The sequence below is a fragment of the Pseudomonas sp. HT11 genome (genome assembly GCF_044875395.1).
Taxonomy (GTDB): Bacteria; Pseudomonadota; Gammaproteobacteria; order Pseudomonadales; family Pseudomonadaceae; genus Aquipseudomonas.
This window is the reverse complement of sequence record NZ_CP173217.1, coordinates 3,315,103-3,341,250: the sequence shown is the minus strand read 5'-3', so window position 1 is coordinate 3,341,250 and position 26,148 is coordinate 3,315,103. Positions and strand designations below refer to the sequence as shown.

At 59.5% G+C, this 26,148-nt stretch carries 26 protein-coding genes and 1 tRNA gene; 10 read left to right on the top strand and 17 right to left on the bottom strand.

The window, feature by feature from the left end:
- Positions 1 to 310: 310 nt before the first annotated feature.
- The 8 genes from ABWL43_RS15430 to ABWL43_RS15395 all read right to left on the bottom strand — a co-directional run bounded on the left by ABWL43_RS15430 (position 311) and on the right by ABWL43_RS15395 (position 8,318).
- Positions 311 to 1,264 carry a D-2-hydroxyacid dehydrogenase family protein gene (locus tag ABWL43_RS15430; RefSeq protein ID WP_404483019.1) on the bottom strand — a complete coding sequence of 318 codons (954 nt, stop codon included), beginning with the start codon at positions 1,262 to 1,264 and terminating at the stop codon, positions 311 to 313.
- Positions 1,265 to 1,290: 26 nt separating this feature from the next.
- A complete protein-coding gene (locus ABWL43_RS15425) occupies positions 1,291 to 2,304 on the bottom strand; it encodes an alpha/beta fold hydrolase (RefSeq protein WP_404483018.1) in 1,014 nt (337 codons plus the stop codon).
- 102 nt (positions 2,305 to 2,406) lie between these two features.
- Positions 2,407 to 3,420, bottom strand: a complete 1,014-nt coding sequence (locus ABWL43_RS15420; RefSeq protein ID WP_404483017.1) for an alpha/beta fold hydrolase — start codon at positions 3,418 to 3,420, stop codon at positions 2,407 to 2,409.
- 214 nt (positions 3,421 to 3,634) lie between these two features.
- Positions 3,635 to 4,075, bottom strand: a complete 441-nt coding sequence (locus ABWL43_RS15415) for a YqaA family protein (RefSeq protein WP_404483016.1) — start codon at positions 4,073 to 4,075, stop codon at positions 3,635 to 3,637.
- A gap of 3 nt (positions 4,076 to 4,078) precedes the next feature.
- Positions 4,079 to 4,525 (bottom strand): DUF411 domain-containing protein, encoded by a 447-nt coding sequence (locus tag ABWL43_RS15410; RefSeq protein ID WP_145161030.1) that lies wholly within the window; start codon positions 4,523 to 4,525, stop codon positions 4,079 to 4,081.
- A 111-nt stretch (positions 4,526 to 4,636) separates the two neighbouring features.
- A complete protein-coding gene (locus ABWL43_RS15405) occupies positions 4,637 to 5,095 on the bottom strand; it encodes an SRPBCC family protein (protein WP_404483015.1) in 459 nt (152 codons plus the stop codon).
- A gap of 90 nt (positions 5,096 to 5,185) precedes the next feature.
- Entirely contained in the window at positions 5,186 to 7,177 is a 1,992-nt protein-coding gene (locus ABWL43_RS15400) for a methyl-accepting chemotaxis protein (RefSeq protein WP_145161025.1), read from the bottom strand.
- A 145-nt stretch (positions 7,178 to 7,322) separates the two neighbouring features.
- A complete protein-coding gene (locus ABWL43_RS15395) occupies positions 7,323 to 8,318 on the bottom strand; it encodes an aldo/keto reductase (protein WP_404483014.1) in 996 nt (331 codons plus the stop codon).
- A 119-nt stretch (positions 8,319 to 8,437) separates the two neighbouring features.
- On the opposite strand from ABWL43_RS15395, the gene ABWL43_RS15390 reads away from it, so the two are divergent.
- Positions 8,438 to 9,352 carry a LysR family transcriptional regulator gene (locus tag ABWL43_RS15390; RefSeq protein WP_404483013.1) on the top strand — a complete coding sequence of 305 codons (915 nt, stop codon included), beginning with the start codon at positions 8,438 to 8,440 and terminating at the stop codon, positions 9,350 to 9,352.
- Here ABWL43_RS15390 and ABWL43_RS15385 read toward each other — a convergent pair.
- On the bottom strand, positions 9,343 to 10,248 hold the full coding sequence (locus ABWL43_RS15385; RefSeq protein ID WP_404483012.1) for an AraC family transcriptional regulator: 906 nt from the start codon (positions 10,246 to 10,248) through the stop codon (positions 9,343 to 9,345). The genes ABWL43_RS15390 and ABWL43_RS15385 overlap by 10 nt on opposite strands.
- A gap of 102 nt (positions 10,249 to 10,350) precedes the next feature.
- Here ABWL43_RS15385 and ABWL43_RS15380 point away from each other — a divergent pair, with 102 nt between their 5' ends.
- Genes ABWL43_RS15380 through ABWL43_RS15360 form a run of 5 tightly spaced genes read left to right on the top strand, consistent with a single transcriptional unit; the run spans position 10,351 to position 14,768 of the window.
- The gene (locus ABWL43_RS15380; RefSeq protein WP_242198095.1) at positions 10,351 to 10,911 is read left to right on the top strand and encodes a carboxymuconolactone decarboxylase family protein; all 561 of its coding nucleotides are present in this window, start codon (positions 10,351 to 10,353) and stop codon (positions 10,909 to 10,911) included.
- A gap of 51 nt (positions 10,912 to 10,962) precedes the next feature.
- Positions 10,963 to 12,024, top strand: a complete 1,062-nt coding sequence (locus tag ABWL43_RS15375) for an acyl-CoA dehydrogenase family protein (protein WP_404483011.1) — start codon at positions 10,963 to 10,965, stop codon at positions 12,022 to 12,024.
- A complete protein-coding gene (locus ABWL43_RS15370; protein ID WP_404483010.1) occupies positions 12,021 to 12,824 on the top strand; it encodes an ABC transporter ATP-binding protein in 804 nt (267 codons plus the stop codon). The genes ABWL43_RS15375 and ABWL43_RS15370 overlap by 4 nt, the downstream gene beginning before the upstream one ends.
- Complete coding sequence (locus ABWL43_RS15365) at positions 12,811 to 14,010, top strand: ABC transporter substrate-binding protein (protein WP_404483008.1); 1,200 nt, start codon at positions 12,811 to 12,813, stop codon at positions 14,008 to 14,010. Before ABWL43_RS15370 ends, ABWL43_RS15365 begins: the two co-directional genes overlap by 14 nt.
- Positions 14,011 to 14,021: 11 nt before the next feature.
- Positions 14,022 to 14,768: an ABC transporter permease gene (locus tag ABWL43_RS15360; RefSeq protein ID WP_370004772.1), complete on the top strand. Its 747-nt coding sequence runs from the start codon at positions 14,022 to 14,024 to the stop codon at positions 14,766 to 14,768.
- Positions 14,769 to 14,809: 41 nt separating this feature from the next.
- Here the strand turns inward: ABWL43_RS15360 and ABWL43_RS15355 are convergent, their stop codons facing one another.
- Positions 14,810 to 14,947, bottom strand: coding sequence for a hypothetical protein (locus tag ABWL43_RS15355; protein WP_164487942.1), 138 nt, complete (start codon positions 14,945 to 14,947; stop codon positions 14,810 to 14,812).
- 173 nt (positions 14,948 to 15,120) lie between these two features.
- Here ABWL43_RS15355 and ABWL43_RS15350 point away from each other — a divergent pair, with 173 nt between their 5' ends.
- Positions 15,121 to 15,315: a hypothetical protein gene (locus ABWL43_RS15350; protein WP_053255884.1), complete on the top strand. Its 195-nt coding sequence runs from the start codon at positions 15,121 to 15,123 to the stop codon at positions 15,313 to 15,315.
- Between the two features lie 9 nt (positions 15,316 to 15,324).
- Here the strand turns inward: ABWL43_RS15350 and ABWL43_RS15345 are convergent, their stop codons facing one another.
- Positions 15,325 to 15,708 (bottom strand): fe2+ zn2+ uptake regulation protein, encoded by a 384-nt coding sequence (locus ABWL43_RS15345; RefSeq protein ID WP_404483007.1) that lies wholly within the window; start codon positions 15,706 to 15,708, stop codon positions 15,325 to 15,327.
- Between the two features lie 238 nt (positions 15,709 to 15,946).
- Between ABWL43_RS15345 and ABWL43_RS15340 the strand changes: the two genes are divergently transcribed.
- The 3 genes from ABWL43_RS15340 (at position 15,947) to ABWL43_RS15330 (ending at position 21,178) form a co-directional block, all read left to right on the top strand.
- Positions 15,947 to 18,226 carry an acylase gene (locus ABWL43_RS15340; RefSeq protein WP_404483006.1) on the top strand — a complete coding sequence of 760 codons (2,280 nt, stop codon included), beginning with the start codon at positions 15,947 to 15,949 and terminating at the stop codon, positions 18,224 to 18,226.
- Positions 18,227 to 18,438: 212 nt separating this feature from the next.
- Positions 18,439 to 18,512: transfer RNA gene (locus tag ABWL43_RS15335), tRNA-Cys, on the top strand.
- A gap of 497 nt (positions 18,513 to 19,009) precedes the next feature.
- Positions 19,010 to 21,178 carry a PAS domain-containing protein gene (locus ABWL43_RS15330; protein ID WP_404483005.1) on the top strand — a complete coding sequence of 723 codons (2,169 nt, stop codon included), beginning with the start codon at positions 19,010 to 19,012 and terminating at the stop codon, positions 21,176 to 21,178.
- 159 nt (positions 21,179 to 21,337) lie between these two features.
- Here the strand turns inward: ABWL43_RS15330 and ABWL43_RS15325 are convergent, their stop codons facing one another.
- The 6 genes from ABWL43_RS15325 to ABWL43_RS15300 are packed head-to-tail and all read right to left on the bottom strand — an operon-like array spanning position 21,338 to position 26,124.
- Positions 21,338 to 22,402, bottom strand: a complete 1,065-nt coding sequence (locus ABWL43_RS15325; RefSeq protein WP_262210895.1) for a tyrosine-type recombinase/integrase — start codon at positions 22,400 to 22,402, stop codon at positions 21,338 to 21,340.
- 3 nt (positions 22,403 to 22,405) lie between these two features.
- A complete protein-coding gene (locus tag ABWL43_RS15320; protein ID WP_262211051.1) occupies positions 22,406 to 22,642 on the bottom strand; it encodes a DUF4224 domain-containing protein in 237 nt (78 codons plus the stop codon).
- A complete protein-coding gene (locus ABWL43_RS15315; RefSeq protein ID WP_404483004.1) occupies positions 22,642 to 24,789 on the bottom strand; it encodes a DNA cytosine methyltransferase in 2,148 nt (715 codons plus the stop codon). The genes ABWL43_RS15320 and ABWL43_RS15315 overlap by 1 nt, the downstream gene beginning before the upstream one ends.
- Positions 24,786 to 25,328 carry a phosphohydrolase gene (locus ABWL43_RS15310; RefSeq protein WP_404483003.1) on the bottom strand — a complete coding sequence of 181 codons (543 nt, stop codon included), beginning with the start codon at positions 25,326 to 25,328 and terminating at the stop codon, positions 24,786 to 24,788. Before ABWL43_RS15310 ends, ABWL43_RS15315 begins: the two co-directional genes overlap by 4 nt.
- Positions 25,325 to 25,546 carry a hypothetical protein gene (locus ABWL43_RS15305; RefSeq protein WP_404483002.1) on the bottom strand — a complete coding sequence of 74 codons (222 nt, stop codon included), beginning with the start codon at positions 25,544 to 25,546 and terminating at the stop codon, positions 25,325 to 25,327. Before ABWL43_RS15305 ends, ABWL43_RS15310 begins: the two co-directional genes overlap by 4 nt.
- Complete coding sequence (locus ABWL43_RS15300) at positions 25,543 to 26,124, bottom strand: hypothetical protein (protein WP_404483001.1); 582 nt, start codon at positions 26,122 to 26,124, stop codon at positions 25,543 to 25,545. The genes ABWL43_RS15305 and ABWL43_RS15300 overlap by 4 nt, the downstream gene beginning before the upstream one ends.
- Positions 26,125 to 26,148: the final 24 nt, after the last annotated feature.

The following is a 26,148-nucleotide window of genomic DNA, read 5'->3' as shown; positions in this document are numbered from 1 at the left end:
AGAGTTGGAAAGTTTCGATTTTTTGCGGGGTTTTTGTTTTGGAACGGACCCATCGGTCATGAGTCTAGGCCAGATCCCAGAGCCTGTATGGTTTATGCGGGAATTTTGTAGGACAAAAAACTTTTAACGATATGCAAGGTTGAATGCTTGCGCTGATCGTCGGGGTTGTCGGGGAATGCGTGGCCTCAAGACGTGCTCGCGTTGAGCCGCACACTGCCCGGGGTTCTGCAGTCAAGCGCAGGGTCGCTTCGCGCGCCCCAGTGGGTGCACGCACCTCGCCAGAGCAGTGCGTACGCCCCTGATTGGTGCGCTACCCGAGCACTCGAATGGGCGTGCCGCCGGCCCAGGCCTGGATATCCTCGATCATCTGCTGGTAGAACTGCCGGTAATTCTGCTCGCTCACGTAACCCACATGCGGCGTGGCCAATACATTGGGCAAGCGCCGGAACGGATGCTCCGCAGGCAGTGGCTCTTGGCTATACACGTCCAACGCCGCCCCGGCCAGGCGCCCGGTGGACAAGGCCTGCACCAGCGCCTGTTCGTCTACGATCGGCCCGCGTGCCGTATTCACCAGCCGTGCGGTTGGCTTCATCCAGCCCAGCGCCTGGGCATCCACCAGACCACGGCTGCGATCACTGAGTACCAGATGCACCGTCAGGATATCGGCCTGTTCAAACAGCTCGCGCTTGCTGACCCAGGTCACTCTCGACTCGGCCGCACGTTCTGGTGTGAGGTTTTCACTCCAGGCGATAACACGCATGCCGAACACCTGGGCAAATTGCGCGACCTTCTGACCAATGCTGCCCAGCCCCAGGATCCCCAGGGTCTTGCCGTACAGATCACCGCCCAGGCCAACCTGCCAGCCGCCGTCGCGCAACGCATTGGCCTCGACCAGCAGGTTGCGGGTCGAGGCCATGATCAGTGCCCAGGTCAATTCCGGCGCCGCCTGCTTATAGCTGTCGGTGCCACACACCTGGATTCCCAAGGCCTTGGCCGCCGCGATGTCGATGGCCGCGTTGCGCATGCCACCGGTCACCAGCAATTTCAATTTGGGCAGGCCCTGCAACAGCGCCTTGTCGAAGGTCGAGCGTTCGCGCATCACGCAAATCACTTCAAACCCCTTCAAGCGCTCAATCATCAACGCGGTGTCCGCCGGGTAGTCGTGCAGGAAATGCACCTGGCCCACCGACTGCAGCACCGACCAATCCACCACGCCACTGGCTACATCCTGCCAATCATCAATGACTGCGATCTGTACCGACATTCACGAGTGCCTCGAAAAAGGTTGGATTAAAGGGCGTTCAACCCCTGCAACAGCGTCTGATTAAACTTCACCGGCTCTTCCATCTGCGGCGCGTGCCCAAGGCCCGGGAATTCCACCAGGGTTGCGCGGGGGATCAACTTGGCCACTTGCTTGCCGAGCACGTCGTAATGACCGAGCCTGGCCTTGATCGCTGGCGGCGCGATATCGCTGCCGATGGCGGTGGTATCGGACGTGCCGATCAGCAGCAGCGTGGGCATCTGCAAATCCTTGAACTCGTAGTACACCGGCTGGGTGAAGATCATGTCGTAAATCAACGCCGAGTTCCATGCCACCTGGGTGTGCCCCGGGCCTTTGTTCAAACCGGCGAGCATGTCGACCCAACGGTCGTACTCAGGCTTCCAGCGCCCGACGTAGTAAGTGTTGAGTTCATACTGGCGAATGCCGTCGGCGCTCAGTTTCAGCTCGCGTTCATACCATTGGTCAACGCTGCGGTAGGGCACGCCCAGCGCTTTCCAGTCTTCCAGGCCGATCGGGTTGACCAGCGCCAGCTGCTCGGTTTGCGCCGGGTACAGCAGCGCATAGCGGGTGGCAAGCATGCCGCCGGTGGAATGGCCGACGATGGTGGCCTTTTGAATGCCGAGTTTTTCCAGCAGTTGGTGGGTGTTGAGCGCCAGTTGCTGGAAACTGTATTGGTAGTGGTCGGGCTTGCTGGACGTGCAGAAGCCGATCTGGTCGGGCGCGATCACCCGGTAGCCAGCGCCGCTCAAGGCTTTAATCGATTCATCCCAGGTGGCGCCGCAAAAATTCTTGCCATGCATCAGTACCACGCTGCGCCCGTTGGCCTTGCCTTGGGCGGGCACGTCCATATAACCCATCTGCAGGCTTTTGCCCTGGGACTGAAAGTTGAAATGCTCAACGGGATAGGGGTACTTGAAGCCTTGCAACTCGGGCCCATAGGCGGGGCTTTCAGTGGCGGCGAAGGCGGGGACGGCAGTGCTCAGCAACAGGCTGGCGGCGCACAGTGAGCGGATCAACGTCATGGGGCAGGCTCCGAAAACAGTGTCTCGGATGCTGTGGCGAGGGGATTAAGCGAGGATTAACGGAGCGCTGCGTGACCAACCAGCGCCCCAGCGGTGATCGCTTCAAGGCGCGCTCAAACCCTGCAGCAGCGCTGCGTTGAACCGTTCAGGGTCTTCCACTTGCGGCGAGTGGCCCAGGCCGTCGAATTCCACCAGCGTGGCACGAGGGATCAACTGGGCGACTTGCTTGCCCAGCACCTTGTAGTTACCGATTTTCGCCTGCACTTGCGGCGACGCCAGGTCACTGTTGAGGGCCGTGGTGTCCTCGGTGCCAATCAGCAGCAGCGTCGGCACCTGCAGGTTTTTGAACTCGTAGTACACCGGCTGGGTGAAGAGCATGTCGTACAGCGCCGCGGAATTGCGCACCACCTCTGTGTGGCCGGAGCCATTGGTAAGCCCGACCAGCATGTCCACCCAACGGTCGAAGGCCGGCTCCCAGCGCCCCGCGTAGTAATGGCGCTGTTGATAGGCGCGCACGCTTTGGTAGGTCAGCCGGCTCTCTGATTGAGCCCACTGGTCGACGGTACGGTAGGGCACGCCGAGGGCTTTCCAGTCCTCCAGCCCGATGGGGTTGACCATCACCAGTTGCTCGGTTTGCTGTGGGTAGAGCAAGGCGTAGCGGGTGGCGAGCATGCCGCCGGCGGAATGGCCCAGGACCGTGGCTTTTTGAATGCCGAGCTTTTGCAGCAATTGATGGGTGTTGATCGCCAGTTGCTGGAAGCTGTATTGGTAGTGATCAGGCTTGCTGGAGGTACAAAAACCGATCTGGTCCGGCACCACCACTCGGTAACCGGCTTCGCTGAGCGGTTTGATCGAGCCTTCCCAGGTGGCGGCGCAGAAGTTCTTGCCGTGCATCAGCACAATGCTGCGGCCATTGGGCGTGCCTTTGGGGGCGACGTCCATGTAGCCCATTTGCACGGTTTGGCCTTGGGACACGAATTTGAACCGTGCCACCGGGTAGGGGTATTTGAACCCCTGCAGCTCGGGACCATAGGTGTCGTGTTTGCCGGTGGCGCAGCCGGTCAGGGTTGCGGTGAGTAACAGGCCGGTGAGACAGAACATACGCTTGGCGTGCATGGTGGGCTCCGCAGTGAAAATCGGATGCTGTCGGCAAGCGATTAATCGAGGATTAACCCCTTGGACCGGCCGATGGGCACAGCTCAACGGCGCGGATAAACAGAAGATTCTTACGGGGAATGTCCGCATAACCGTGCGTATGCGTAGGAAATTAAGCGCCGACCGGGCTCGCGTCTAGCTGTCAGATTTGACAGTGTCGACCAGTGGTCCCGCGTTACCGGTGCGTGAGCTGGCTCAGTGTCACGAGCGCCAGCACCGCGTATCGCGCGCCCTTGGCCACGCTGACCAGCAGCAGAAAGCGCCAGAACGGTTCACGCATGACGCCAGCCACCAGGGTCAGCGGGTCGCCGATAATCGGCACCCAACTGAGCAACAACGACCAATGCCCCCAGCGTTGGTAGTGTGCGCGCGCCTTTTCCAGGTGCCGCGGGCTGACCGGAAACCAGCGCCGCGCCCTGAAACGCTCGACCGAGCGCCCCAGCCACCAATTCACCACCGAGCCCAATACGTTGCCAACGGTGGCGAGCGCGAGCAGCCACCACAGGCTGTAATGGCCGCTGATCAACAGGCCCACCAGCACCGCTTCCGATTGCATCGGCAACAGCGTGGCGGCACCGAAGGCGGCGAAGAAGAGGCCCAGGTAACCGGTGAGCATGACTCAATGGGCCGGGTAGTCGGCCACCACCACGTCTTTGCCGTCACGGGTCAGGCCGATGACCCGATAGGCGTCGCTTTTGCCGTCCATCTCCATGCCCGGTGACCCCATGGGCATGCCCGGCGCCGCGATGCCGAGTAAGTCGTCGCGTTTGCGCAAGGCCAGCACTTGTTCGGCAGGCACATGGCCCTCGACGAACTTGCCGTCGATCACGGCGGTGTGGCACGAGCCCAGGCGCGGTGCCACGCCCAGGCGCTGCTTGACGGCACTCATGTCGGCTTCGACATGGTCGTTGACCTTGAACCCGTTGCTTTGCAGGTGACTGATCCACTTTTTGCAGCAGCCGCAGTTGGCGTCGCGGTGCACGTCGATAGGGATCAGCTCGGCAGCCTGGGCCAGGCTGGAGGTGAGCAGGGCTGAAAGCAGGGCCAGTCGCAATGGGTTTTTCATGCGGGTCTCGTAAGCAAGAGGACGTCGTCGGGAATGGGGGCGATCATGACGACGTCATCGCAGGCAAGCCAGCGTCTACAGGTCGGAGGAGGTGCCAGTAATGTTTCCAAATTATACGAAGGGCGCGTTTTCCAGCCGATGCTTGAGCTGGTCCAGGGCAACGTCGGACAGCTCGACCATGCGCTCATGCAAGGTGGCCAGTTGCAGCTCGGTTTCGTAGGTCAATACGCGCTTGAACAGCGTGCCACCGTGATGGGGCTGCAAGAAATAGTGAATGGCGCCGTCCACGGCCAGGGAAGTGAACACGGTCTTGAATTCAGTCGGATGGCGGGCGATTTGCACGCGGTAGCTCATGGGCACACGCACACCCAGCAGGTCGATGACTTCGGTAAAGCGGGTGCCGGCCGGGAGAGAGCCGGTGGTGCCGGTGTCGGCGCTGAGGGAAGTGGGGTGCCACTCGTGCCAGCGGTCAGGCTGGGTCACGTAGTCGTAAACGACGTCAACGGGGGCTTGGATAAACCGTTCCTGAATGATCCGCTCCAAGCGGCTCGAATGCTCGACAGCGTGCATGACACACCTCCTGTGTGGCGAGACTTTGCACTAGGAGCTGTCAGGATAGTCCCACTCCCGTGTTTTGCACGGGAGTGTTTCATGCATTTATCAGCGCACCTTGAAGCGACTCATCAACGCAATCACTCGGCCATTGGCATCCAGCAGGCTCTGCGTATTGGTTTCAGTGGCGTGGCCACTTTCCACCAGTTCTTCGACCATATGTCGGATCTGCACCATGCTGCGGTTGATCTCCTCGGTCACCGCGCTTTGCTGCTCGGCGGCGGTCGCGATCTGAGTGCTGAGGTTGTTGATATGGCTGACCGAGCCGGCCATCTCGTCCAGGCCCGTGTTGACCCGCGCGGTAGCATCTGCGGCCGACTGGCAACTGGCCTGGGTGTTTTCCATGGCGGTCACCGACGAACTGACCCCGGTGGTCAGGCGTGCGAGCATTTCGTTGATCTGCGAGGTGCTGGCCTGGGTGCGTGCCGCCAGCGCCCGGACTTCGTCGGCCACCACCGCAAAACCACGGCCTTGCTCACCGGCCCGCGCCGCTTCAATCGCAGCGTTCAACGCCAGAAGGTTGGTCTGGCCGGCAATTGCGCCGATCACACCGAGGGTTTCGGTGATGCGAGCAGCGTCCTGGCGCATGTTCTCCACGGTGTGGGTGGCGCTGGCCACTTCGCCGATCAACGCGCTGACGCTGGTGGAGGCTTCTCCGACCACCACCCGTGAGCGGTCCGCGTGTTCGTTGGCGCGCTGGGTGAAGGAGGCGGTTTCAGCGGCGTTCTGCGCCACGGTGTCGGCGGTGGAGCTCATTTCGGTGATGGCCGTGACCGTTTGATCGGTCTCCGACGCATGCCGCACCAGAATCCGGTTGGTGTGCGCCGAGGTCTGCTGCAATTGCTCAAGCCCCGTCGACATCGCGCCCGTGGCCTGGGTCACTTCGCCGATCATGTTTTGCAGGTAGATGATGAAGCGGTTCACCGAGTGGCCGATGGCGCCCATTTCATCTTCGGCACGGATGGTGATGCGGCGCGTCAGGTCGGCATCGCCGGCAGACAGCGCGTCGATATTGATGCTCAGCGACTTCATGCGCTGCACCAGTTGGCGGATGGCATAGAACGCCAGCAGCACCAGCAGCAACACCATGGGAATTTGCAACAGGGCCAGGCTGCCGAGCACATCATCACGCTGTGCGGTGATCAGCGAAGTCGGCAGAGCGGTGGCGAGGAACCAGGGCGTGCCCTCGATCGGGCGCATGTAGAAGGTGCTGGCCACGCCCTGGTTGTCGAATTCGGCGCGCTGGGCCTGGTCGCGGTGGGCGAGGGCCTTGCTGACCTGAGCGGCAAACGCCGAGGTGCCAGCCAATTCGCTGATATTTTTCAACACCACCGGGCCGCTGAGGCGCGTGCTGTTGCTGATGATCTTGCCGTCGCCTTCGACGATCAGCATCTGCCCGCCGATGTCTTTCTCTTTGCTGGCGACCAGGTCATTGAAGAAACCCAGGGTCACGTCAATGGTGGCAACACCGTAGGCAGCACCGTCGCGCTGGATGGCCATGGCGCAGTTGGTGCGTGGCTCCTGGCTGGCGTCGTCTTTGTAAGCCGCCGCCCAGGCGCACTGGCCACGCGGTGAGGCGAGACCGCCTTTGTACCAGCTCTGATCGTAGTAATTGGGCGCCGCGTCGCTGTTCCAGAAGGTATTGACCGCCAGCTTGCCCGACGCATCGCGGTGCCAGAACGTGCTGTGCTTGTTGCGCCCCGGCGTGCGCTGATTCGGCAATGGCCAGATGCCGCCACCGAAGACTTTCAGCTCGCCGTACTGGTCCACCAGGCCGGGCAGGACTTTGTCGATGGCATCGCTGTCGAGCAGGGGAATGGTCTGGGTGATGCTGCGTTGCTGGGCCTGAACCTTGTTCAGTTCGCCCTGAATCTGTTCGGCGACTTCCGCGATGCGGTTGAGCACCACCTGTTCTTCAGTGTGCCGCAGCTGGGGCGCGACCAACTGGCCGATCCCCACAACCGTCAACACAGATAACACCAGGACGAACAGCACCAGAAACAGGGTGTAGCGGGTTTGGATGGAGCGCAGTGGGGGCATGAGGTCGTCCTTACGAAGCGTTTATTATTGACGCGGCTGTGTTAGAGCTTCATCGGGCTATCGGCTTGGCAAGGAGGAGCTTGAGGTACCATCGTGCAAGAAAAGTCAGGGCGCACCGTAAGCCGGTGCACCCTGACCACACAGGCTATTTATTCACCAGGCCCATTGATGCCTCGGTGTAGCGCAAACCCGCAGTAGCGCCCGCCGGGAATATTGACGTCAGCGCCGCCAATTCGGCAGGGCTCAAGCTGATATCCAGGGCCGCCACGTTTTCTTCCAGGTATTTGCGCTGCTTGGTGCCTGGAATCGGGATCAGGTAATCACCCTGCGCCAGCACCCAAGCCAGCGCCAGTTGCCCGGCTGTCACGCCTTTTTGCGCAGCCAGCGCTTTCACTTGCTCCACCAGCAGCAGGTTTTTGGCAAAGTTCTCACCTTGAAAGCGCGGGCTGGAGCGGCGGTAGTCGTCGGCGGCGAAGTCCTCCGGACTGTTCAGCGCGCCGGTGAGAAACCCTCGCCCCAGCGGGCTGTAAGGCACAAAGGCGATGCCCAGGCGCTGGCAGGCCGCCAGGCAACCGTTGTCTTCCTGGTCGCGGCTCCACAGTGAATATTCACTTTGCAGGGCGCTGATCGGGTGCACCTTGTGTGCGCGCTCCAGGCTGGCCGCGGAGGCTTCACTCAGGCCCAGATAACGCACCTTGCCTTGCTTGACCAACTCGGCCATCGCGCCGACGCTTTCTTCGATTGCCACGTCGGGGTCAATGCGGTGCTGGTAGTAGAGGTCCAGCGTTTCGATGCCCAGACGTTTCAAGGTGCCGTCAATGGCCTCGCGAATGTACTCGGGGCGGCCATTCACACCGCGCGCCGACGGGTTGGCCGGGTCACGCACAAAGCCGAATTTGCTCGCCAGAAACACCTGGTCGCGTTTGCCGGCGATGGCTTTGCCGATCAGCGCCTCATTGGTGTGAGGGCCATACATGTCGGCGGTGTCGAGCAAGGTGACGCCCAACTCCAGGGCGCGGTGCAAGGTTGCAATCGCTTCCTGGGTATCGGTGCCGGTGGTGTAGAAATCAGTCATGCCCATGCAGCCCAGGCCGATGGCGCTGACGTGAGGGCCGTTTTTGCCGAGTTGACGAATATGCATCGGGAAAGCTCCTTGGAGGGGAAAGGCCCCATTGTTCTCCTCGACAACTGAGGGATAAAGCGGCTAAAACCGCTATCACTATTAGGATTTTCTAAACAATGCCCCGGGAGAACCTGGCTTTGGACCGATTTAACGCCATGCGTGTGTTTACCCGGATCGTCGAACTGGGTGGCTTTGCCAAGGCCGCCGACAGCCTGCAACTGCCACGCGCCTCGGTGACTATCCTGATCAAGCAACTGGAAGCGCACCTGGGCGTGCAGTTGCTGCAGCGCACCACCCGGCAAGTCAGCCCGACGCTGGATGGCGCCGCGTATTACCAGCGCTGCGTCAGCTTGCTGGCAGACCTTGAAGAGACCGAAGCGGTGTTTGCTACCCGAGGCAGCCCGCGTGGCACATTACGCATCGATATGCCCTCGGGCATCGGCCGATTTCTGGTCATACCTGCACTGCCGGAATTTTCCGCTCGCTACCCGAACATCGACCTGGAAATCGGCCTCAACGACCGCCCGGTCGACCTGATTCGCGAAGGTGTAGACTGCGTGCTGCGCGGTGGTCTGGCGCTGGACGACTCGCTGGTGGCGCGCCCGCTGGCAATGATGGATCAGGTGACCTGTGCCAGCCCCGGGTACCTGCAGCGTTTCGGCGTGCCCGCCAACCTTGACGAGCTGGCCGGCCACCAGGTAGTGGAATACTTCTCCAGCAGCAGTGGCAAGCGCTATGGCCTGGAGTTTCAAGTAGGGCAGGCGCTGCGCCTGGTGGACCTGCCCAAGCAGGTTGCCGTCAACAGTGCCGACGGTTACCTCGCTGCCTGCGAAGCGGGCTATGGCCTGGTGCAGACGCCTTATTACCACGTCATGCAGCAACTGCAGGCGGGCAGCCTGGTGGAGGTATTGGCCGCGATCAAGCCGCCGCAACTACCGCTGACGGCGCTGTACCCGCCGCATCGCCAGCTGTCACCCCGGGTGCGGGTATTGGTCGATTGGCTGGTGGAGCTGTGCGCGCGGCCGGGCAACGGGTTGCAACGTCAGGCTTGAGCCTTGCGGTAGGCGCCGGGTTGCTGCCCGGTGACTTTGTAAAAGGCTCGGGTAAACGCCGCCACCGATTGATAACCCACGGCCAGCGCCACATCCGCCACGGTTTGGTCTTCCTTGAACAGCTGGCAGGCGTGGCGCATGCGCATCATCAACAGCACCTGCCCCGGCGACTGCCCGCACAACTCGTTAAACCGCTTGAAAAACGCCGAACGCGACAGCCCGGTGCAGGCGGCCATGCTTTCCAGCGTCCAGGCATCGGCGGGGTGTGCGATCAATTGTTCCAGCAGGTTGGCGAACGCCGGTTGCCGGCCCAGTGCGGCGAGGCCGCCCAATTCGGTGTTGTCGATGACCTGTTGACGCAGCACGTACAGAAACAGCAGGTGGCAAAGCCGTTCAAGCAAGGCCGAAGAGGGTGCCGGCGTGCGCTCGCACTCTTGCAGGATCAGTTCGAACAGGTTGCGTGCGGCGATCAGGGACGGGTCGCCGGCACGCAGGATGATCCAGGCGGGCAGGGTGTCGACGATCATCGCCGACAAGCCCGAATGAAAATGAAAGAACCCGCAGACCAGGCCCACGCCATCGCTGGCCAGGCTGTCCAGCGGCAGCATCGGCCGGCGCGGGCACTCGCGCGCGCCGGCGGCCGTGGCCTCGCCCGACAGGCGATAGGCCAAATCGCGCAACAGAAACACCGCGTCGCCATTGTTCAGCTGCAGGGGGGTGGATTCGTCATCGATATGCAGCCAGCATTGGCCCTGAACGATCAGGTGAAAGCTCGCCCTCGCCAGCCCATGCGTGCTCGCATGCCAGTCACCGCAATAGCGGCCGACATGGAACAAACTGGTGTTGAGTTCGAGGCTGTCTAATAACCAATCGACAAGTGCACTGGACGAATTCATCTAACGGAAAGACTCAAGAGCAAGTAATCGCTACTTTAGCCTATTGAGGCGATTTTTTATAACCAACAGACTGGATACACGAATCCATCAGGAGACCACTCCATGTCCCGTGTACCGTTGCTCACCCCCGAAACCGCGCCGCAAGCCGCCAAACCTTTTCTCGAAAATGCCCTGAAGGCCTCGGGTTTCATCCCTAATCTGCTCGCCGTATTGGCCAACGCACCGGCCGCGCTGGAAACCTACATCACGGTTTCGGGCCTCAACGCCAAGGCAGAATTGAGCCTGGCCGACCGCGAAGTGGTGCAACTGATTGCCGCCACCACCCACGGTTGTGATTTTTGCGTTGCCGGCCACACCGCCGTGGCGCGCAACAAGGCCAAGCTGCCTGAAGACGTGATTGATGCCCTGCGCCAGCGCGGCGAACTGCCCAATGCCCGCTATGAGACACTCGCCGCCTTCACGCGCGAAGTGATCGCCACGCGCGGTGACGTCAGCGATGCAGGCTTCGAGGCGTTCCGTGCTGCCGGTTACTCCGAAGGCCAGGCCCTGGAAGTTATTTTGGGCGTGAGCCTGGCAACCCTGTGCAACTTCGCTAACGTGTTTGCCCGCACGCCGTTGAACCCGGAGCTGGCGCAATACCGTTGGGAAAAACCGGCAAGCTGAAGCGCGCATGCATCGGCGATGGTCCACCTGCTGTAACAAGGAGAAACATGAATGCTTGACCCAATCTTGAGCCGTTGGCTCGATGTTCAAGCGCAGGCCCTGGATGTGGGCAGTTGCGATCCACAGGAAGTGCTGCCAAGGCTGGCAGAGTCCAATGTCTTGCGTATCGGCGTGCCCAAAGCGCTGGGTGGCCTGGGCGGCGATGTCACCGGCGCGGTTGACGCCATCGCCAATGTCGCCAGCCATTCCCTGGCGGCGGCATTTGTCTGCTGGGGCCAGCGTTCCTTTATCGAATATTTGCTGCAAAGCCCCAACGATCGGCTGCGCGAGCACCTGTTGCCGGACTTACTCAGCGGCAAGCTGGCCGGGGCGACCGGCCTGTCGAATGCGATGAAGTTTTTGTCGGGCATCGAGACCCTGCAAATCAGCGCCGAGCCGACCGAAGACGGCTGGACCCTCAACGGCCGCCTGCATTGGGTGACCAATTTACGCAAGAACGGCTTTGTCGCGGCCGCCGCTATCGAGCATGCCGCCGGCGGTGCGCCGTTTATCCTGGCGATTCCCGATTCGGTTGCCGGCTTGCAACGCTCGCGCGACCTGGAACTGATGGGGTTGCAGTCGAGCAATACCGCCGCGTTGGGGCTCGAAGGCGTCGAGCTGAGCCGTGAGTGGTTGTTGCATGAAGATGCGCGCAAGTTCCTGCCGGCCGTGCGCCCGGCGTTTCTGGGCTTGCAATGCGGCATGTCCATTGGCCTGGCCCGTCGTTCGCTGGCGGAGGTGGCCAACCACCTGGGGTCGAGTCGCACGGTGTTGCGCGATGAGTTGGAAGCGTTGCGGGTAACCCTGGATCACTTGGTCAACGACCTGAAAAAGGGCCTGCTCGCCGGGCGCTTTGCGGCCGAGCCCGTGCCGCTGTTCAAGCTGCGGATTGCCCTCGCAGAAACCGCCGCCAGTGCCGTGCAGCTTGAACTGCAAGCCAGCGGCGGCAAGGCCTACCTCACCGCCCACGGCAGCGGTTTTGCACGGCGTTGGCGTGAATCGGCCTTTGTGCCGATCGTGACGCCAAGCCTGGTGCAGTTGCGCACCGAGTTGCATCGCCAGGCCACTCTATGAACCAGGCGGTATTGACGGCCGAGGGCATTTGCCTTGGGTATGCCAGCGGCCCGGTGTTGCAAGGGTTTGATTTGCAGCTGCAACCAGGCGAGGTGGTATCGATCCTGGGCCCCAGCGGCGTCGGCAAGTCCAGCCTGTTGCGTGTGCTTGCCGGTTTGCAGGCGCCCCAGGGCGGTAGCGTGCGCGTGCTGAGCGAGCCCTTGAATGGCCCGCATCCACGCGTTGCAGTGGCGTTTCAAGACCCCAGCCTGTTGCCCTGGCTGAGCCTGGAAAAGAACGTCGCATTTGGCCTGGATTTCGCCCGCCAGCCGCACTTGAGCACCGAGGAGCGGCGCCGTCGCGTTGACCACGCCATTGCTGCGGTGGGGCTGGAACATGCCCGCCAACAGTTTCCGGCGCAATTGTCCGGCGGCATGGCCCAGCGCACCGCATTGGCCCGCTGCCTGGCACGCCAGCCACAGGTGCTGCTGCTGGATGAGCCGTTCGGCGCGTTGGATGAAGTCACCCGTGCCGATATGCAACACCTGCTGCTCAAGGTCAACCGCGAGCAAGGTTCGGCGGCGGTGCTGATCACCCACGACATCGATGAGGCGCTGCTGCTGTCCGACCGCATCCTGCTACTGGGCAACCGCCCGGCGCGCACTTTGGGCGAGTGGCAGATTGACCTGCCACAGCCGCGTGAAGAACAGGTCGAGGCCATCGGCGCGCTGCGTATCGACATTCTGAAAACCTTACGGCAGGCGAGCCGCCCTCAACCCAACCCCCTTGAACTGCTGGAGCCCAACCATGTGTCTGGATGACCTCACTCACTCGCGCCGTGACTTTCTCAAACTCTCGGCGGTGCTCAGTGCCGCCGGTGCCATGCCGCTGCTGAGCAGTTTGCAGGCGCGCGCCGCCAGCGAACCGGACGCGCCGGTGCGCATCGGTTATTTGCCGATCACCGACGCCACGCCGCTGTTGGTCGCACACAACAACGGCCTGTTCGAAGCCGAAGGCATCAAGGCCGAGCGCCCGGTGCTGCTGCGCAGTTGGGCTCAGGTGATCGAGGCGTTCATTTCGGGACAGGTCAACGTGATTCACCTGTTGTCGCCGATGACGGTGTGGGCGCGTTATGGCAGCAAGGTGCCTGCCAAGGTTGTGGCCTGGAACCACGTCGGCGGTTCCGGCCTGACCGTGTCGCCAGGCATTACCGACGTCAAGCAACTGGGCGGCAAGTCGGTGGCGATTCCGTTCTGGTACTCGATCCACAACGTGGTCGTGCAGCAGTTGTTTCGTGATAACGGCTTGACCCCCGTGGCGCGTGCTGCCGGCAGCGCGATTGGCGCCAACGAGGTCAACCTCATCGTGTTGCCGCCTTCCGACATGCCGCCGGCCCTGGCCAGCAAACGCATCGACGGCTATATCGTCGCCGAGCCGTTCAACGCCCTGGCAGAAAACCTCAAGGTCGGCCGGGTGCAGCGCTTTACCGGCGATGTGTGGCGCAACCATGCGTGTTGCGTGGTGTTCATGCATGAACATGACCTGACCAACCGCCCCGAATGGTCGCAAAAGGTCGTGAATGCGATCGTCAAGGCCCAGGTGTGGACGCGCGACAACCGTGAAGAGGCGGTGAAGCTGCTGTCCAAAGACGGGCCGAACCGCTATACGCCACACGCTGAGCCGGTCTTGAGCAAAGTCCTCGCGCCGGCTGCCGCCGACCGTGCTGCCTATTTGGCCGACGGTGCGATCCAGCATGCCAATTGGGACGAACACCGCATCGACTTTCAGCCCTACCCATTCCCCAGCTACACCGAGGAACTGGTGCGGCGCTTGAAGGACACGCTGATTGAAGGCGACAAAAAATTCCTCGCCGACCTCGATCCGGCGTTCGTTGCCAAAGACTTGGTCGACGACCGTTTTGTGCGTAACGCCATCGAGTCGGTGGGCGGCATGAAGAGCTTCGGTTTGCCGGATGGCTACGAACGGCACGAGGAGATTGGCGCTTGAGTAAAGGCAGAATCCCGGGCTGGTTGCTGGGGCTGAGTGGCTTGGCAGGCTTGCTGTTTTTGTGGTGGCTGGGCGTCAAGGTATTGGGCGACGCCGACGGGTTGTCGGCGCGCTTTTCAGTGGCGGCGACCTTCAGCAGCTTGTGGGAATTGCTGGGGCGCAGCGAGCTGTACCTGCACATTGCGGTCAGCCTGAAGCGTATTTTCGTTGGGCTGTTTCTGGCGTTGTGGGTAGGCGTGCCCCTGGGCCTGCTGGTGGGCAGCTCGCGCAATCTGGAGGCGGCTACCACGCCGGCCTTCCAGTTTCTGCGGATGATTTCACCGCTGTCGTGGATGCCTATCGTGGTGATGTTGATGGGCGTGGGCGACCAGCCGATCTATTTTCTGCTGGCCTTCGCGGCTGTGTGGCCGATCATGCTCAACACCGCTGCCGGAGTGCGTCAGCTGGACCCGCGTTGGCTGCAGTTGAGTAAGAGTTTGAGCGCTACGCGCTGGGAAACCTTGCGGCGGGTGATCATCCCCGGCGTGGTGGGGCATGTGCTGACCGGCGTGCGCCTGGCCATCGGTATCTTGTGGATCGTGCTGGTGCCGTGCGAAATGCTTGGGGTCAGTGCGGGGCTGGGGTACTACATCCTCGACACTCGGGACCGTCTGGCCTATTCGGAACTGATGGCCATGGTGCTGCTGATCGGGCTATTGGGGTTTGCCCTGGATGCGTTTGCGCGTTGGTTGCATCAGCGCTGGGTGCACGCTGGCTGAGCGCCCCGTTTTCCGGGCTGGAAAACGGGGCGCAGGCGCGATCAGCGGTGTTCGTAGCCTGGGCCGCCGTCGTAGCGATGATCGTGCCAGCCGCCACCGCCGCCGTGTGGGAAAAAGAAGCAGCCACTCATGCTCAGCATGATCAGCAATGGAATCAGCAGTGTGATTCGACGTAACATTTGAAAATCCTCTAGGGTGCTCACAAGGTCAATCAGGCGTGGGACAAGCCAAACTTTTTCATCGCCTGTAACATACGACCCTGCCGACCCTCATCCATCCCCGTCACTGGGTATGTGCTTGGCATGTTCGGCGATACAAAGTGGATACATTTATCAGGTTCAGGAACCCCGTCATGACCCAAAAGCAACGTTTGAAATATTCGATTCTGATTTCCCTTGTGGTGCTGGGGACGATGTTCGGCCTGTCCTACCTGCAGAACACTGGGGTCATCAGCGAAAAAACGTTCCAGTACATCGCCATTGCCGTGGCGGTGACCGTGGTAGTGATCAACGGCATCATGCGCCGCAAGGTCAAGCCCAACTTCTGATCGCGCCAGTCAGGCGCGACCATCGAGCACTTTGGCAGCCTCTTCGTGGAGGCTGTAGCTTTTATCGGCATTGAGGGTGATCACGCCCTCGCTGCACAGGCGCTTGAGCACCTCACGCACGCTGAGAAACGACAACGGAATGCCCAGCTCCAGCAAATGGCTGTGCACGCCGCGCACCCCGAGGGTGCGCTGGTTGTCGGCAGCGGTGAGGAGGGCGTCGATGACCTTCAGCCGAATCAAGCTGGTGCGCAAACCGAAGCACTTGAGCAAATGGCGAATACGCTGGTTGCCTTGCTGTTCGGGCGCTTTGCCGAACGCGCGTGCGCCGCCGCTGCCGTAATTGGCGTCGGCGGCCGGTGAATGTCCGTCCGTGGGCAGTTGCGAGTTGTACATGCAGAAACTCCTTATCAGAGCCTGATCAGGAAAATGATGGCGCTCTTAGCTAATAAGACGAACGAGCGACAGAAATCATGAAGTGCTGGATGTAGAAATTTTGTCGGTATCGACTTTGTCACAGCGCGCACGCCTTAAATAAACGCGTCCGGCGGCTAAATTATTCCCGGTTCATTGCGTCCTTACGGTGGGGTAGCTGCCCCCTTGTGAGGGTGTTCAATTTGACTGTGGAGCTTGCGTGATTATTTCCAACCGGTTGTCCAGGGTGTGCGTGGCGGGGCTGTTGCTGGGAGCCAGTGTTGCCGCGTCGGCGCGCGAGCAAGTGACACAGGCGTCGGCGGACATTCGCCGCACCACGTTTGGTGTGCCGCACATTCGCGCCAACGACGAACGCGGCCTGGGCTACGGCATCGGCTACGCGTATGCCCAGGACAACCTGTGCCTGCTGGCCAACGAAGTGGTCACGGTGAGCGGCGAGCGCGCCAAGTATTTCGGCCCCGAACAGGCGACCCTGGAGGAGCGCAACAACCTTGCCAGCGATGTGTTTTTCACCTGGCTGAATACACCCCAAGCGGTGAGCGCCTTCTGGAACGCCCAGACGCCACAGATCCAACAGCGGATTGAAGGCTACGTCGCGGGCTACAACCGCTACCTGAAAGAGCAGGGCGCGCCGGCACAATGCCAGGCGGCGTGGGTTCGACCGATTGTGGCGCAAGACGTGATCAAGCTGACGCGCAGGCTGCTGGTGGAAGGCGGTGTCGGTCAATTCGCCGAAGCCCTGGTTGGCGCCACACCGCCTCAGGCCACTGCCAGTGTGAAACCCGGTTTGAAAGCCTTTGAGCAGGCGTCGGCCAACCAGCAACGTTTCAGCCTCGACCGCGGCAGTAACGCCGTCGCGGTAGGCCGTGATCGCTCGTTCAATGGCCGTGGCATGCTGTTGGCCAACCCGCATTTTCCGTGGGTGGGCGGCATGCGCTTTTATGAGATGCACCTGACCATCCCCGGCCAACTGGACGTGATGGGCGCCGCGCTGCCAGGCTTGCCGCTGATCAATATCGGCTTCAACCAGCATGTGGCCTGGACCCACACGGTCGACACGTCCAAGCATTTCACCCTCTACCGCCTGACCCTGGATCCCAAGGATTCGACGCGCTACCTGCTCGACGGTCAATCCATTCCCCTGGAGAAAACCTCCGTCACCGTGCAGGTCAAGCAGGCCGATGGCAGCCTGAGGCCGCAGGCGCATACCCTGTACAGCTCGCAATTCGGCCCGGTGGTGCAATGGCCCGGCAAGCTGGATTGGGACAGCCACTACGCCTTCAGCCTGCGCGACGCCAACCTGGGCAACGACCGCGTCCTGCAGCAGTGGGACGCCATGAACCGCGCTACCAGCCTCAAGGCGCTGCAAACCTCGGTGCACACCCTGCAAGGCATCCCGTGGGTCAACACCCTGGCCGCCGATGACCAGGGCCAAAGCCTGTACATGAACCTGTCAGTGGTGCCCAACGTCAGCGCGGCCAAACTTGCGCAATGCAGCGACCCGCGCGCCGGCCTGCAACTGATCGTGCTCGACGGATCCCACAGCGCCTGCGCCTGGGACATCGACCCGCGTGCCGCCCAACCCGGCATCTTCGCGGCCGCCGACCTGCCGCAGCTGGAGCGCACCGACTACGTGCAACACGCCAATGATTCGGCGTGGATGGCCAACCCCAAGGCGCCATTGACCGGGTTTTCGCCGGTGATCAGCCAGGATCACATCGGCCTTGGCCCACGCGCCCGATTCGCCCTGCAGCGCCTGCAATCTCTGGCCAAACAACCGATCAAGGTGACCGACCTGCAAAACATGGTCATGGACAACGAGGTCTACCTCGCCAGCCAAGTCATGCCCGACCTGCTCGCGTTCTGCGCCAACCACCTCGGCGCGGATGCGGCGACATTGCAGCCACTTTGCACCAGCCTTAAAAACTGGGACCAACACGCCAACCTCGACAGCGGCGTCGGCCTGGTGCACTTCATCAATCTGTTCGAACACCTGCAGGCACTTCCCGACGCCTGGCGCGTCGCCTTCGACCCGGCGCACCCCCTGACCACTCCGCGTGGGCTGGCCACCGAGCGCGAACCCGTGGCCAACGCCCTGCGCGAAGCCATGCTGGCCTCGACGGCAGCGGTGAGCCAGCTTGGGTCGACCCGCTGGGGCGACATCCAGGTCAGCGGCCAAACCCCGATGCACGGCGGCCCGCAGCAGCTGGGCATCTACAACGCCATGCAAACCGTGCCGCGTGCCGATGGCAAACGCGAAGTCGTCAGCGGCACCAGCTATTTGCAAATCGTCACCTTCGACGCCCTAGGCCCGCATGCCCTGGGCGTATTGGCATTCTCCGAATCCAGCAACCCAGCCTCCCAGTATTCGAAGGATCAGACCCGCGCTTTCTCCGAGAAAAAACTACGCCCGCTGCCCTTCACCGACGCCCAGATCCAGGCTGACCCGCAGTATCAACAACAGCTCATCAAGGAGTAGGGCAGGTGCGCAACCCCTTGATGCCAATACGAAATATTTTTGAAATCAAGGGGTTGCAGGTAAAAGCAAATGAGTACATAATGGCGCCCATCGAACGCAACGAAGCATTAAAAACTTCAATGTATTCAATAAGTTAGAGTAGAGGCAGGGTTCTATAGCCCACTCAAGTTTTTATGCGGTAAATGTCAGCGGTCATGGCATTTGTCGTTTGAGGCCGAGTAGCAAAATGGTTATGCAGCGGATTGCAAATCCGCCTACGCCGGTTCGATTCCGACCTCGGCCTCCACTCTTAGAAACCCCGTAGATTAACGTCTACGGGGTTTTTTATTTGCTGCGATATGCCTACCACTTCCGCATCTTTTCGAATCACTTCCGCAACAACCTGCACGGCATTGATGAATTTTGGGCGTTTAGGGTACGGCTCGAGCGTTCAATTATGCTGCGGCTAGGCTTTCATAAATGGCTTAAAATTGAACGAAATGGGCTTTTTCGCAAAAGAATGGACGAGTTACTAGACGGTAATAAGATGTCCTTTTAAGGTGCGACTGCTCAACTGTCAGCCGCATTTAATACTCAGCAGCCTGACTACTCTTGACACGGAAACATGCGTGCTACCTAGCTAGCCGGCAGTAGAATGGAATTTTGGCCACGACAGTATTGTATTGGTCAGTGATGAGGGGGTTGCCCTCTATTTTCACTCGCAGTAGTGTGAACCTTCTGCGGTAAGACAAATCTCAATGACGGCTTAATCTCTCCACCTGCAGGGCGACGCAGTGAACTCTAATGACTAGTGAGTTTAGTGAAACCGATTATCTGAGATCTGAGAACGAGGCGCTTCGCTCGAGATTAGCTGCGGCCGATGCACAAATGGAACGTGACGCGCGCGCTCGTCAGGACCTAGAGCATCTGAGTGTCGCCTTAACGGCTGGTGGAGTTATTGGGACCTGGAATTGGATCCCAAAGCGAGACTGTTTCACCGGAGACGCAGGATTCGCCAAAGCGTTTGGACTTGATCTAGCCCTGGTCAACGTTGAAATCCCCATCGGCAGAGTTCTTGAACACGTTCACCCTGAAGACAGGCCGAGCTTGGACGCTGCAATTGAAAGGGCCATCGTCCTAGGTGGTGCTTATTCTCATCAATATCGAGTGATGCGCTCAGACGGCAAATATTATTGGCTGCTCGCGAGCGGACGAGTTGATTACGATGAACAAGGAGAACCGATAAGTTTCCCAGGATTTGTAATCGATGTAACAGAACGACGGACAGCAGAGGAGCGTCTTCGCATTAGCGAAGCCCTTGCGCAAGAAAACGTGCAGAGGGTGCAGCTTGCATTAGATGCAGGTGCAATAATAGGAACGTGGAACTGGGACCTGCAAACGGACCTTTTCAATGTCGACCAAGCGTTCGCTAGCGCATTTGGGCTTGACCCAGCACTTGGACGAGTGGGCATCCCTTTCGCTCAAATTGTGGCCACTGTTCATCCGGATGATCAGCAAGGTTTGGCATCTGCCATTCACGACGCCAGAACGCGTGGAGGCGCGTACGCACATCAGTATCGCGTGAAGCGTAATGACGGACGTTATTACTGGCTAGAGGCCAATGGTTTCGTGGAGCACTCGCCTGAGGGTATACCCCTTCGTTTCCCAGGAGTTCTCATAGACGTTGAGGGTAGGCGGGCCATCGAAGCGGAACGTGATCGCGCAATAACAGAGCTGCGGGCTTTGAATGATACGCTAGAGCAGCGCGTCGCGGAGCGCACTGCTGAATTGATCAAGGCACAAGAGAGACTGCGCCAATCTCAAAAAATGGAGGCCGTTGGACAGCTGACTGGTGGCTTAGCACACGACTTTAATAACCTACTAGCTGGCATTTCGGGTGCGTTGGAAATTATGCTGATCCGACTACGCCAGGAGCGCTTTAGCGATATAGGGCGTTATATAGCAGTAGCTCAGGATGCATCAAAGCGTGCCGCCGCTTTAACCCATCGGCTACTTGCCTTTTCCCGTCGCCAGACACTCGATCCTAGACCAACAAATATCGGCCGGCTCGTTGATGGAATGCAGGACCTGATCCAGCGAACAGTTGGCCCTAGTATCACAGTGGAAGTCATCAGTGCGCCGGGGCTTTGGGTTACCTTGGTGGATCCATCACAGTTAGAAAATGCACTTTTAAATCTTTGTATTAATGCACGTGATGCGATGCCTAGTGGTGGTCGAATAATCATTGAAACGGCTAATCAGTTCATTGAAGGGCAAGATTCACATCTACACCAGGTCTCGACTGGAGACTATCTTTCACTCCGTGTGGTTGACACGGGTGTAGGCATGTCGCCTGAAGTAATATCCCGGGCCTTTGAGCCTTTCTTCACCACCAAGCCTCTCGGCGAAGGTACTGGTCTTGGGCTGTCCATGATTTATGGATTTGCTCAGCAATCAGGTGGGCAGGTTCGTATCAGTTCAGAGGAAGGGCATGGCACAGCGGTGCATATTTACCTTCCCCGTTATGATGACGAAACAGTAGTTGAAGCGGATACACCCGAGTCTCCCGGATTGCATCTCCAGGAGCTGATAAAGGGAGGGACGGTATTAGTTGTTGACGACGAGCCCTCTGTTCGTATCCTGGTTTCAGATATTCTGGAAGATCTTGGCTACGTCTCGATCGAGGCGGTAGACAGCATTGCTGGCCTTAAGCTGCTGCAGTCCAACTTACGAATCGATCTGCTTATCACAGATGTTGGCTTGCCTGGTGGACTAAATGGACGTCAGATGGCCGATGCTGCTCGCGTGTTTCGTTCGGATCTCAAGGTTTTGTTTATCACGGGCTATGCTGAGAGCTCGATAATAGGGAGCGAACAACTTCCTCCAGGAATGTCCGTGCTTACTAAGCCTTTTCAAGTTGATAGCATTGTTTCGCACATCCTTTCCCTTATTGAAGGTCGGCCCGTTAACTGAGTTAACGTGATTGGACTCTTTTGCAAGCAATGTGCTTTTAGCCAATCAACGCTGGGCCGTGCGCATTCACTGGTTCATGATGTGCGATATCAAACTGTTATTTTTCATTCCTTTGAGTGAGTTATAAACGAGCCTAATTTATTTTTATTAAGCTCAAAGCTATCTCGTTGGCTTAACTATTTCACCCACCCGTCTATAAACTCTCTTGGTTATCTCTTCGGTTGAGTGGCCCAACAAACGGCTAGCATGAGCTAGCTCGATTTCGCTAGCGGCTTTTGGCCTGATATCCTTGAATTGGAACTGCCTAATGCTACTCGCCAGCGCGGGATCACCATCAGTGGCGGCTTTTATCGCAGCTTTCTCTCTCGCGTCGTCCCACCGGTTCCGCAACATCTGCTGGCTCATTCGAAGCCCAGAAGCATTTGTGATCAAGATCGAGGTTCTAATACCTTTGATCGCTCTGCGCTCCTGAAGGTCATGTATAAAAGCGCTCAGTCCAGATTGGATACCTGCATCCTCCAGCCGCAAACGGAGACGTTTTTCGGTCTTACCCTGGCCAATCAGCAAAAAACCGTTGTTCAAGTCGGTGGCTGCAATCTTGAGCACATCGGCGGGGCGTTGGCCGGTAAGGTATGCTAGATCCATAGCGTCTTTGAGCTCCTGTGCAGCCTCCGCGTACACCGCATTCCATACAATTTCACCGGCATAATAGTCCCGTGGCTTTTCCTTGTTACGGCGAACTCCAAAGCAAGGGTTTGCTTTGTCAGTTAGCCCCCATTCACGCGCAATGGTAAAGGCATGGGAGAGCAGGGCGATCTCACGGTTGGCCCTGACCTTGGCCGTCCTGGCGTCTCGGTACTGAGCCACCACTTGTGGCGTGATCGACTCAATAGGGGCGCTCTCAAACGCTTTTCTCAGTTGCTTGAGTTCTTTGCGGTTATCGGACTGGGTGCGAATTGACTTCGTTGGGATGATTTCCTTTTCGTAGCGATCAAATATATAGCTCATCAGGTGATTGGGCTTCGGTGGTGTCTTGCGCTCCAGTCTGGCCCACTCCACTTTGGCCTGATCGAGGTCTGTACCGAGTGGTATTTCCTTCCGCTTCCCATCGGCAGTCCTTCCGTCGTAGTAATACGATGTCCAAGTCTTTCCACTCTTACCCTTGCGAATACGCCGTATCATCCGTGGCGGCAGATCTCGATTGGCTGTACTTTTCTGGCGCATTAGTCAGCTCACATTTGCGAGATCGAGCGACCAGGTTTCAGTCACGATATTGGCAGCGGAAGGTTTGACACCTGACAGTTTCAACCGGGCATAAACTCGACCTACTATCGGGCGGCGAGCGCCAGTCAGAACAAACTCCCAGTGGTTTTCGGTTAACCAGTGGATTTGCTTAGACGGGATTTGATAGCCGGTGATGGTTGCCAATTCTTCGTCGGCCAGGGTTTCGCTTTGGAATTCCATCATGCTGCCTCCAGCTGTTCAGTGACGGTCTCGCTCATGTTTGCCCGAATCAACGCGGCCATGGGTTGAGGGGAGACTGAGTTACCCACCATCCGCACCTGGGCGCGCTTGGTGAGCTTGCGGCCGTCGTGCCCCACGTCGATAACGTAGTTGTCGGGGAAGCCTTGGGCGCGGTACAGCTCGCGTGGGGTGAGCATTCGCATGCCGATATCGACGATCACATAAGGGGTGCCCTTGATGGTGACGGTTACAAGGGCCAGGCGATCCCGGGTTGTTATGGTTGCTGTTGGGTCGCGCAGGTCGTAGGTGTTATCGGTGCCGTAATAACCCATCAGGAACGCCGCGACGCGCATTGCGCCCACCTGGTATTCCGGCGCCAGGGTGTACGCAACAAGGGCGTGGTGCTCGGCGCCGGCAGTGATGGTCGGCACCAGGCCATCCATTGGTTGGCCAACGCAGTTTTTGCGCAGCGTGCATAAGTGGGCTGTGACCACGTTCTGCTGACTGCCGCTTGTGATGATCGCTGTCAGGGGTTCGGTTGGGTGGTGCCCGGGGGGGAGGTTGTAGCCGCCGTTGTGTTGAGCCAGGTAGGCGACGGTCAGTGCGAAGTGGCCACCTTTGACATTTGCGCAGATGGCGCGCAACGGCGAATCGCCGGGCATGTTGCGCTGGCTACTGCCGTTGGCATGCTCGGTGATGAAGGGGGCAAGCGTTGGGGTCACCAGCGCGAACCCATGGGAGCCGGTAATGGTTTTCGTAGGGAGGTCGACTGAGTGAACGCGCGAGTCGTCGCTGCCCGAGTGGTTGACGCTGACGATGAACGGGTCTGCGTGATCGATCACATAGCGCTTGGCGCCCTTGCGCAGACGCTCCATGGTCTTGTTAACCAGCGGGCGGCGCACACCAGCGGCGCGGCCTTCTTCCTTGTCGAGAAAGATGCTGGGGCAGGGGATAGACCAATCAATGCTACTGGCTGCGGTGAGCTGCGGCTTTTGTCCCTTTGTCGGAGCTTTCGTGTGGGTAGGCTCTGGCCATTGAATTGGCTTGCCGTCGCAGCGGGCCACCAGGTAAAGACGTTCGCGCAATGTGCCGGCGCCGAAGTCACTGGCTTTCAGCTTGCCGTGATGCAGGTCATAACCCATTCCACGCAGAATCGATTCAAACCGGCGCCAGGTTTGGCCTTTGCGTTTCGGATCGGGTATCAGGTACTGGTCTTGCACCGGCACCCGTTCTCCAACATCGGCAACACGCAGGTCGCGGCATATGACCCGGCCTGTAGTTGGGCAGCGCTTGGCGATTAGCGGTCCCCACTGGAGGACCTGGATCACGTTCTCCATGGTGATCATCTGCGGGCGTACCTGACCGGCCCATTTGATGACCACCCAGGACAGCGAGCGGCTGGTGGTACTGCGCGGCTGGCCGCCGGCAGCGAGGCTGTGGTGGGTGCATTCGGGGCTAGCATGCAGGTGCAGCACCGGCCGGCCCCGGGTGGCCTTGTGTGGGCATATGTCATAAACATCGGTGATGTAGTGCTCAGCGCTTGGGTGGTTGCGCTTGTGCATGCTGATGGCGTCGGGGTCATGGTTGATGGCGATATCTACCGGCATACCGGTAGCCATCTCCTGGCCCATGGTCGCGCCGCCTCCGCCCGCGAAAAGATCAACGCGAATCCCGCCTACCAGGTTGAGTCCAAACTGGGTATGGACTGCGCTGGTGATTGGGGTGGGTTTGAAAACTTCGCTTTCGGCCTTGCTAGCGCGCTTGGATCTACGAAAGCGCAGGTGGGTAGTGCCCGCACAATCTGGCGATAGTTGCGGCTGGAAGGCGGTGTCATTTTCACGCGGCAGGTCGCGGGGCCGGTTACGTCGGCCTGGTTTCGCCTCTGCTGAGTATTCGATACCTGTCGAAACTTGCGTATACCCCACAACAGGCTGCGCGAGCGGGCGTTGCGAAGTGGTTAGCGTTGCATCACTGAGCGCTGCCCCGCGCAGCTTTTCGTGGGGTATAAGTGCCTCGGCGGTGGCGCTGGAAGATGCAATAATGCCTGCTGCTGCGCAGCAGAGACTGTTTGTTTCTAGTGTGTCGACACTCGCGGGAGTGCGGAGCAAAGCGGGCAGGGTGCTGATGTTGTCCTGGTGGTTCTTCATGCCGCTTTCCTCCGGTGTTCGATAGCGAGTTGGTCCATCAGCCGCTGGTGGTAGGTGATTCGGGCTTCTGCGGCAGGCCATGGGCGAATTGTTTCAACCCTGGGTTCAATGCCGCCCAAACAATCCCAGATAGCCGGATCGGTTGGCATGAGGTCGCGGCGCTCGGTGGCCAGCGCAATCAGGTCAGCCTGGTGTATGCATGCGGGTAGATCGAAGGGCAGGTCGAAGCGCTCACAGACACGCCCCCATACGACGTCCTCAAATTCTCGATAGTCGGGCATCCACTGTTTGAGTGGCCGGGTCATGTCGCCTAGGTACGCCTCGGTCGCATCGTGGAGCAGGGCCGCCAACTTGTGTTCTTCCGGCACCAACTCGGCGACGATGCAGCTGTGTTGGGCCACGCTGTAGAACTCGCGTGTGTGGTCGTTGAAGCGGCAAAGGTGGGCCAGCGCGTGCGAGATGTCCCGTGGATCGATCATGTCGGCGTCGGGTTCAAGGAGGTCAAAGTGCTTGCCTGTGTGAGTAAGGATCCAGTTCATGCCGCCTCCTTCACGAGATCAGCCAGCAGCAGGGCATTGTTGGTTGCCTTGTGCAATTGGCGCAGAGCTTCGTAGCCGATCAGTGGTTTTAACTGGCGGGCGAACTCTTTGCTGTAGCGGGTCAGGGCGTGAAGATCCTTGGTAGCCTTTGCATGTTGCTGTTGCAGTGTACCGGCCGCCTGGGGCGTTAGGCGCAGCATCGGAATGGCGCGGCTCATACGTCACCGCCGAAAGCTTTTTGATTTCGGGTACGAAGTTCCGTTCCGGTTCGAAAAAATAGCAATGCTTTGCGGGCTTCTTCAGGGCACATTGCTTCGGTAGGCCCACGCTCTATCACCCATCGGCCTTGGGGCTCAGTGATTGAGCTATTTGCTAAGGTCGGTTCTAGCTTTGGTGCGGCTGGATCTAGTAACGCCGCCATAGCGAGTGCTTGGTCGCGCAGAGCTAGCGAGTCACGTTCGAGCTTCTTGCCGGTGCGGAACGCGCTGAATGTCTCGGCTGCGATACGCAGCTTTTCGGCGATATCCAATAACGTTTTGCGAGCTGGCTCCCCCAGCTTCGATGCATCCAATGCCCGCTTGTATTGGGCAAATAGTTGCTTGTGGTGAATCTGGGCTTGCTCAAGCAATAGCTCCAAGTCCCGGATGGCGCCCGAGCTATCTGATTGCTGAATAGCCTTGCCTTCATCAATGCCTTCGATGCGACCATCAATCAAGCCCCATCGATAGCCGACCCAATAGAGGATCGCGGCTGCGAAAATGATGCTGATCAATGCGCAGATTTGTATTGCAGTCATGTGGTGTGCTCCTGGTGGTGTTTT

Bases quoted from the DNA above. Each gene is read 5' to 3' on its own strand.
- ABWL43_RS15420 (WP_404483017.1), bottom strand. From the start codon at position 3,420: ATGCACGCCAAGCGTATGTTCTGTCTCACCGGCCTGTTACTCACCGCA.
- ABWL43_RS15305 (WP_404483002.1), bottom strand. From the start codon at position 25,546: ATGAGCCGCGCCATTCCGATGCTGCGCCTAACGCCCCAGGCGGCCGGT.
- ABWL43_RS15395 (WP_404483014.1), bottom strand. From the start codon at position 8,318: ATGCATATTCGTCAACTCGGCAAAAACGGCCCTCACGTCAGCGCCATC.
- ABWL43_RS15430 (WP_404483019.1), bottom strand. From the start codon at position 1,264: ATGTCGGTACAGATCGCAGTCATTGATGATTGGCAGGATGTAGCCAGT.
- ABWL43_RS15300 (WP_404483001.1), bottom strand. From the start codon at position 26,124: ATGACTGCAATACAAATCTGCGCATTGATCAGCATCATTTTCGCAGCC.
- ABWL43_RS15365 (WP_404483008.1), top strand. From the start codon at position 12,811: ATGTGTCTGGATGACCTCACTCACTCGCGCCGTGACTTTCTCAAACTC.
- ABWL43_RS15330 (WP_404483005.1), top strand. From the start codon at position 19,010: ATGACTAGTGAGTTTAGTGAAACCGATTATCTGAGATCTGAGAACGAG.
- ABWL43_RS15415 (WP_404483016.1), bottom strand. From the start codon at position 4,075: ATGCTCACCGGTTACCTGGGCCTCTTCTTCGCCGCCTTCGGTGCCGCC.
- ABWL43_RS15320 (WP_262211051.1), bottom strand. From the start codon at position 22,642: ATGGAATTCCAAAGCGAAACCCTGGCCGACGAAGAATTGGCAACCATC.
- ABWL43_RS15425 (WP_404483018.1), bottom strand. From the start codon at position 2,304: ATGACGTTGATCCGCTCACTGTGCGCCGCCAGCCTGTTGCTGAGCACT.
- ABWL43_RS15355 (WP_164487942.1), bottom strand. From the start codon at position 14,947: ATGTTACGTCGAATCACACTGCTGATTCCATTGCTGATCATGCTGAGC.
- ABWL43_RS15350 (WP_053255884.1), top strand. From the start codon at position 15,121: ATGACCCAAAAGCAACGTTTGAAATATTCGATTCTGATTTCCCTTGTG.
- ABWL43_RS15375 (WP_404483011.1), top strand. From the start codon at position 10,963: ATGCTTGACCCAATCTTGAGCCGTTGGCTCGATGTTCAAGCGCAGGCC.
- ABWL43_RS15380 (WP_242198095.1), top strand. From the start codon at position 10,351: ATGTCCCGTGTACCGTTGCTCACCCCCGAAACCGCGCCGCAAGCCGCC.
- ABWL43_RS15385 (WP_404483012.1), bottom strand. From the start codon at position 10,248: ATGAATTCGTCCAGTGCACTTGTCGATTGGTTATTAGACAGCCTCGAA.
- ABWL43_RS15405 (WP_404483015.1), bottom strand. From the start codon at position 5,095: ATGCACGCTGTCGAGCATTCGAGCCGCTTGGAGCGGATCATTCAGGAA.
- ABWL43_RS15370 (WP_404483010.1), top strand. From the start codon at position 12,021: ATGAACCAGGCGGTATTGACGGCCGAGGGCATTTGCCTTGGGTATGCC.
- ABWL43_RS15400 (WP_145161025.1), bottom strand. From the start codon at position 7,177: ATGCCCCCACTGCGCTCCATCCAAACCCGCTACACCCTGTTTCTGGTG.
- ABWL43_RS15315 (WP_404483004.1), bottom strand. From the start codon at position 24,789: ATGAAGAACCACCAGGACAACATCAGCACCCTGCCCGCTTTGCTCCGC.
- ABWL43_RS15310 (WP_404483003.1), bottom strand. From the start codon at position 25,328: ATGAACTGGATCCTTACTCACACAGGCAAGCACTTTGACCTCCTTGAA.
- ABWL43_RS15325 (WP_262210895.1), bottom strand. From the start codon at position 22,402: ATGCGCCAGAAAAGTACAGCCAATCGAGATCTGCCGCCACGGATGATA.
- ABWL43_RS15410 (WP_145161030.1), bottom strand. From the start codon at position 4,525: ATGAAAAACCCATTGCGACTGGCCCTGCTTTCAGCCCTGCTCACCTCC.
- ABWL43_RS15345 (WP_404483007.1), bottom strand. From the start codon at position 15,708: ATGTACAACTCGCAACTGCCCACGGACGGACATTCACCGGCCGCCGAC.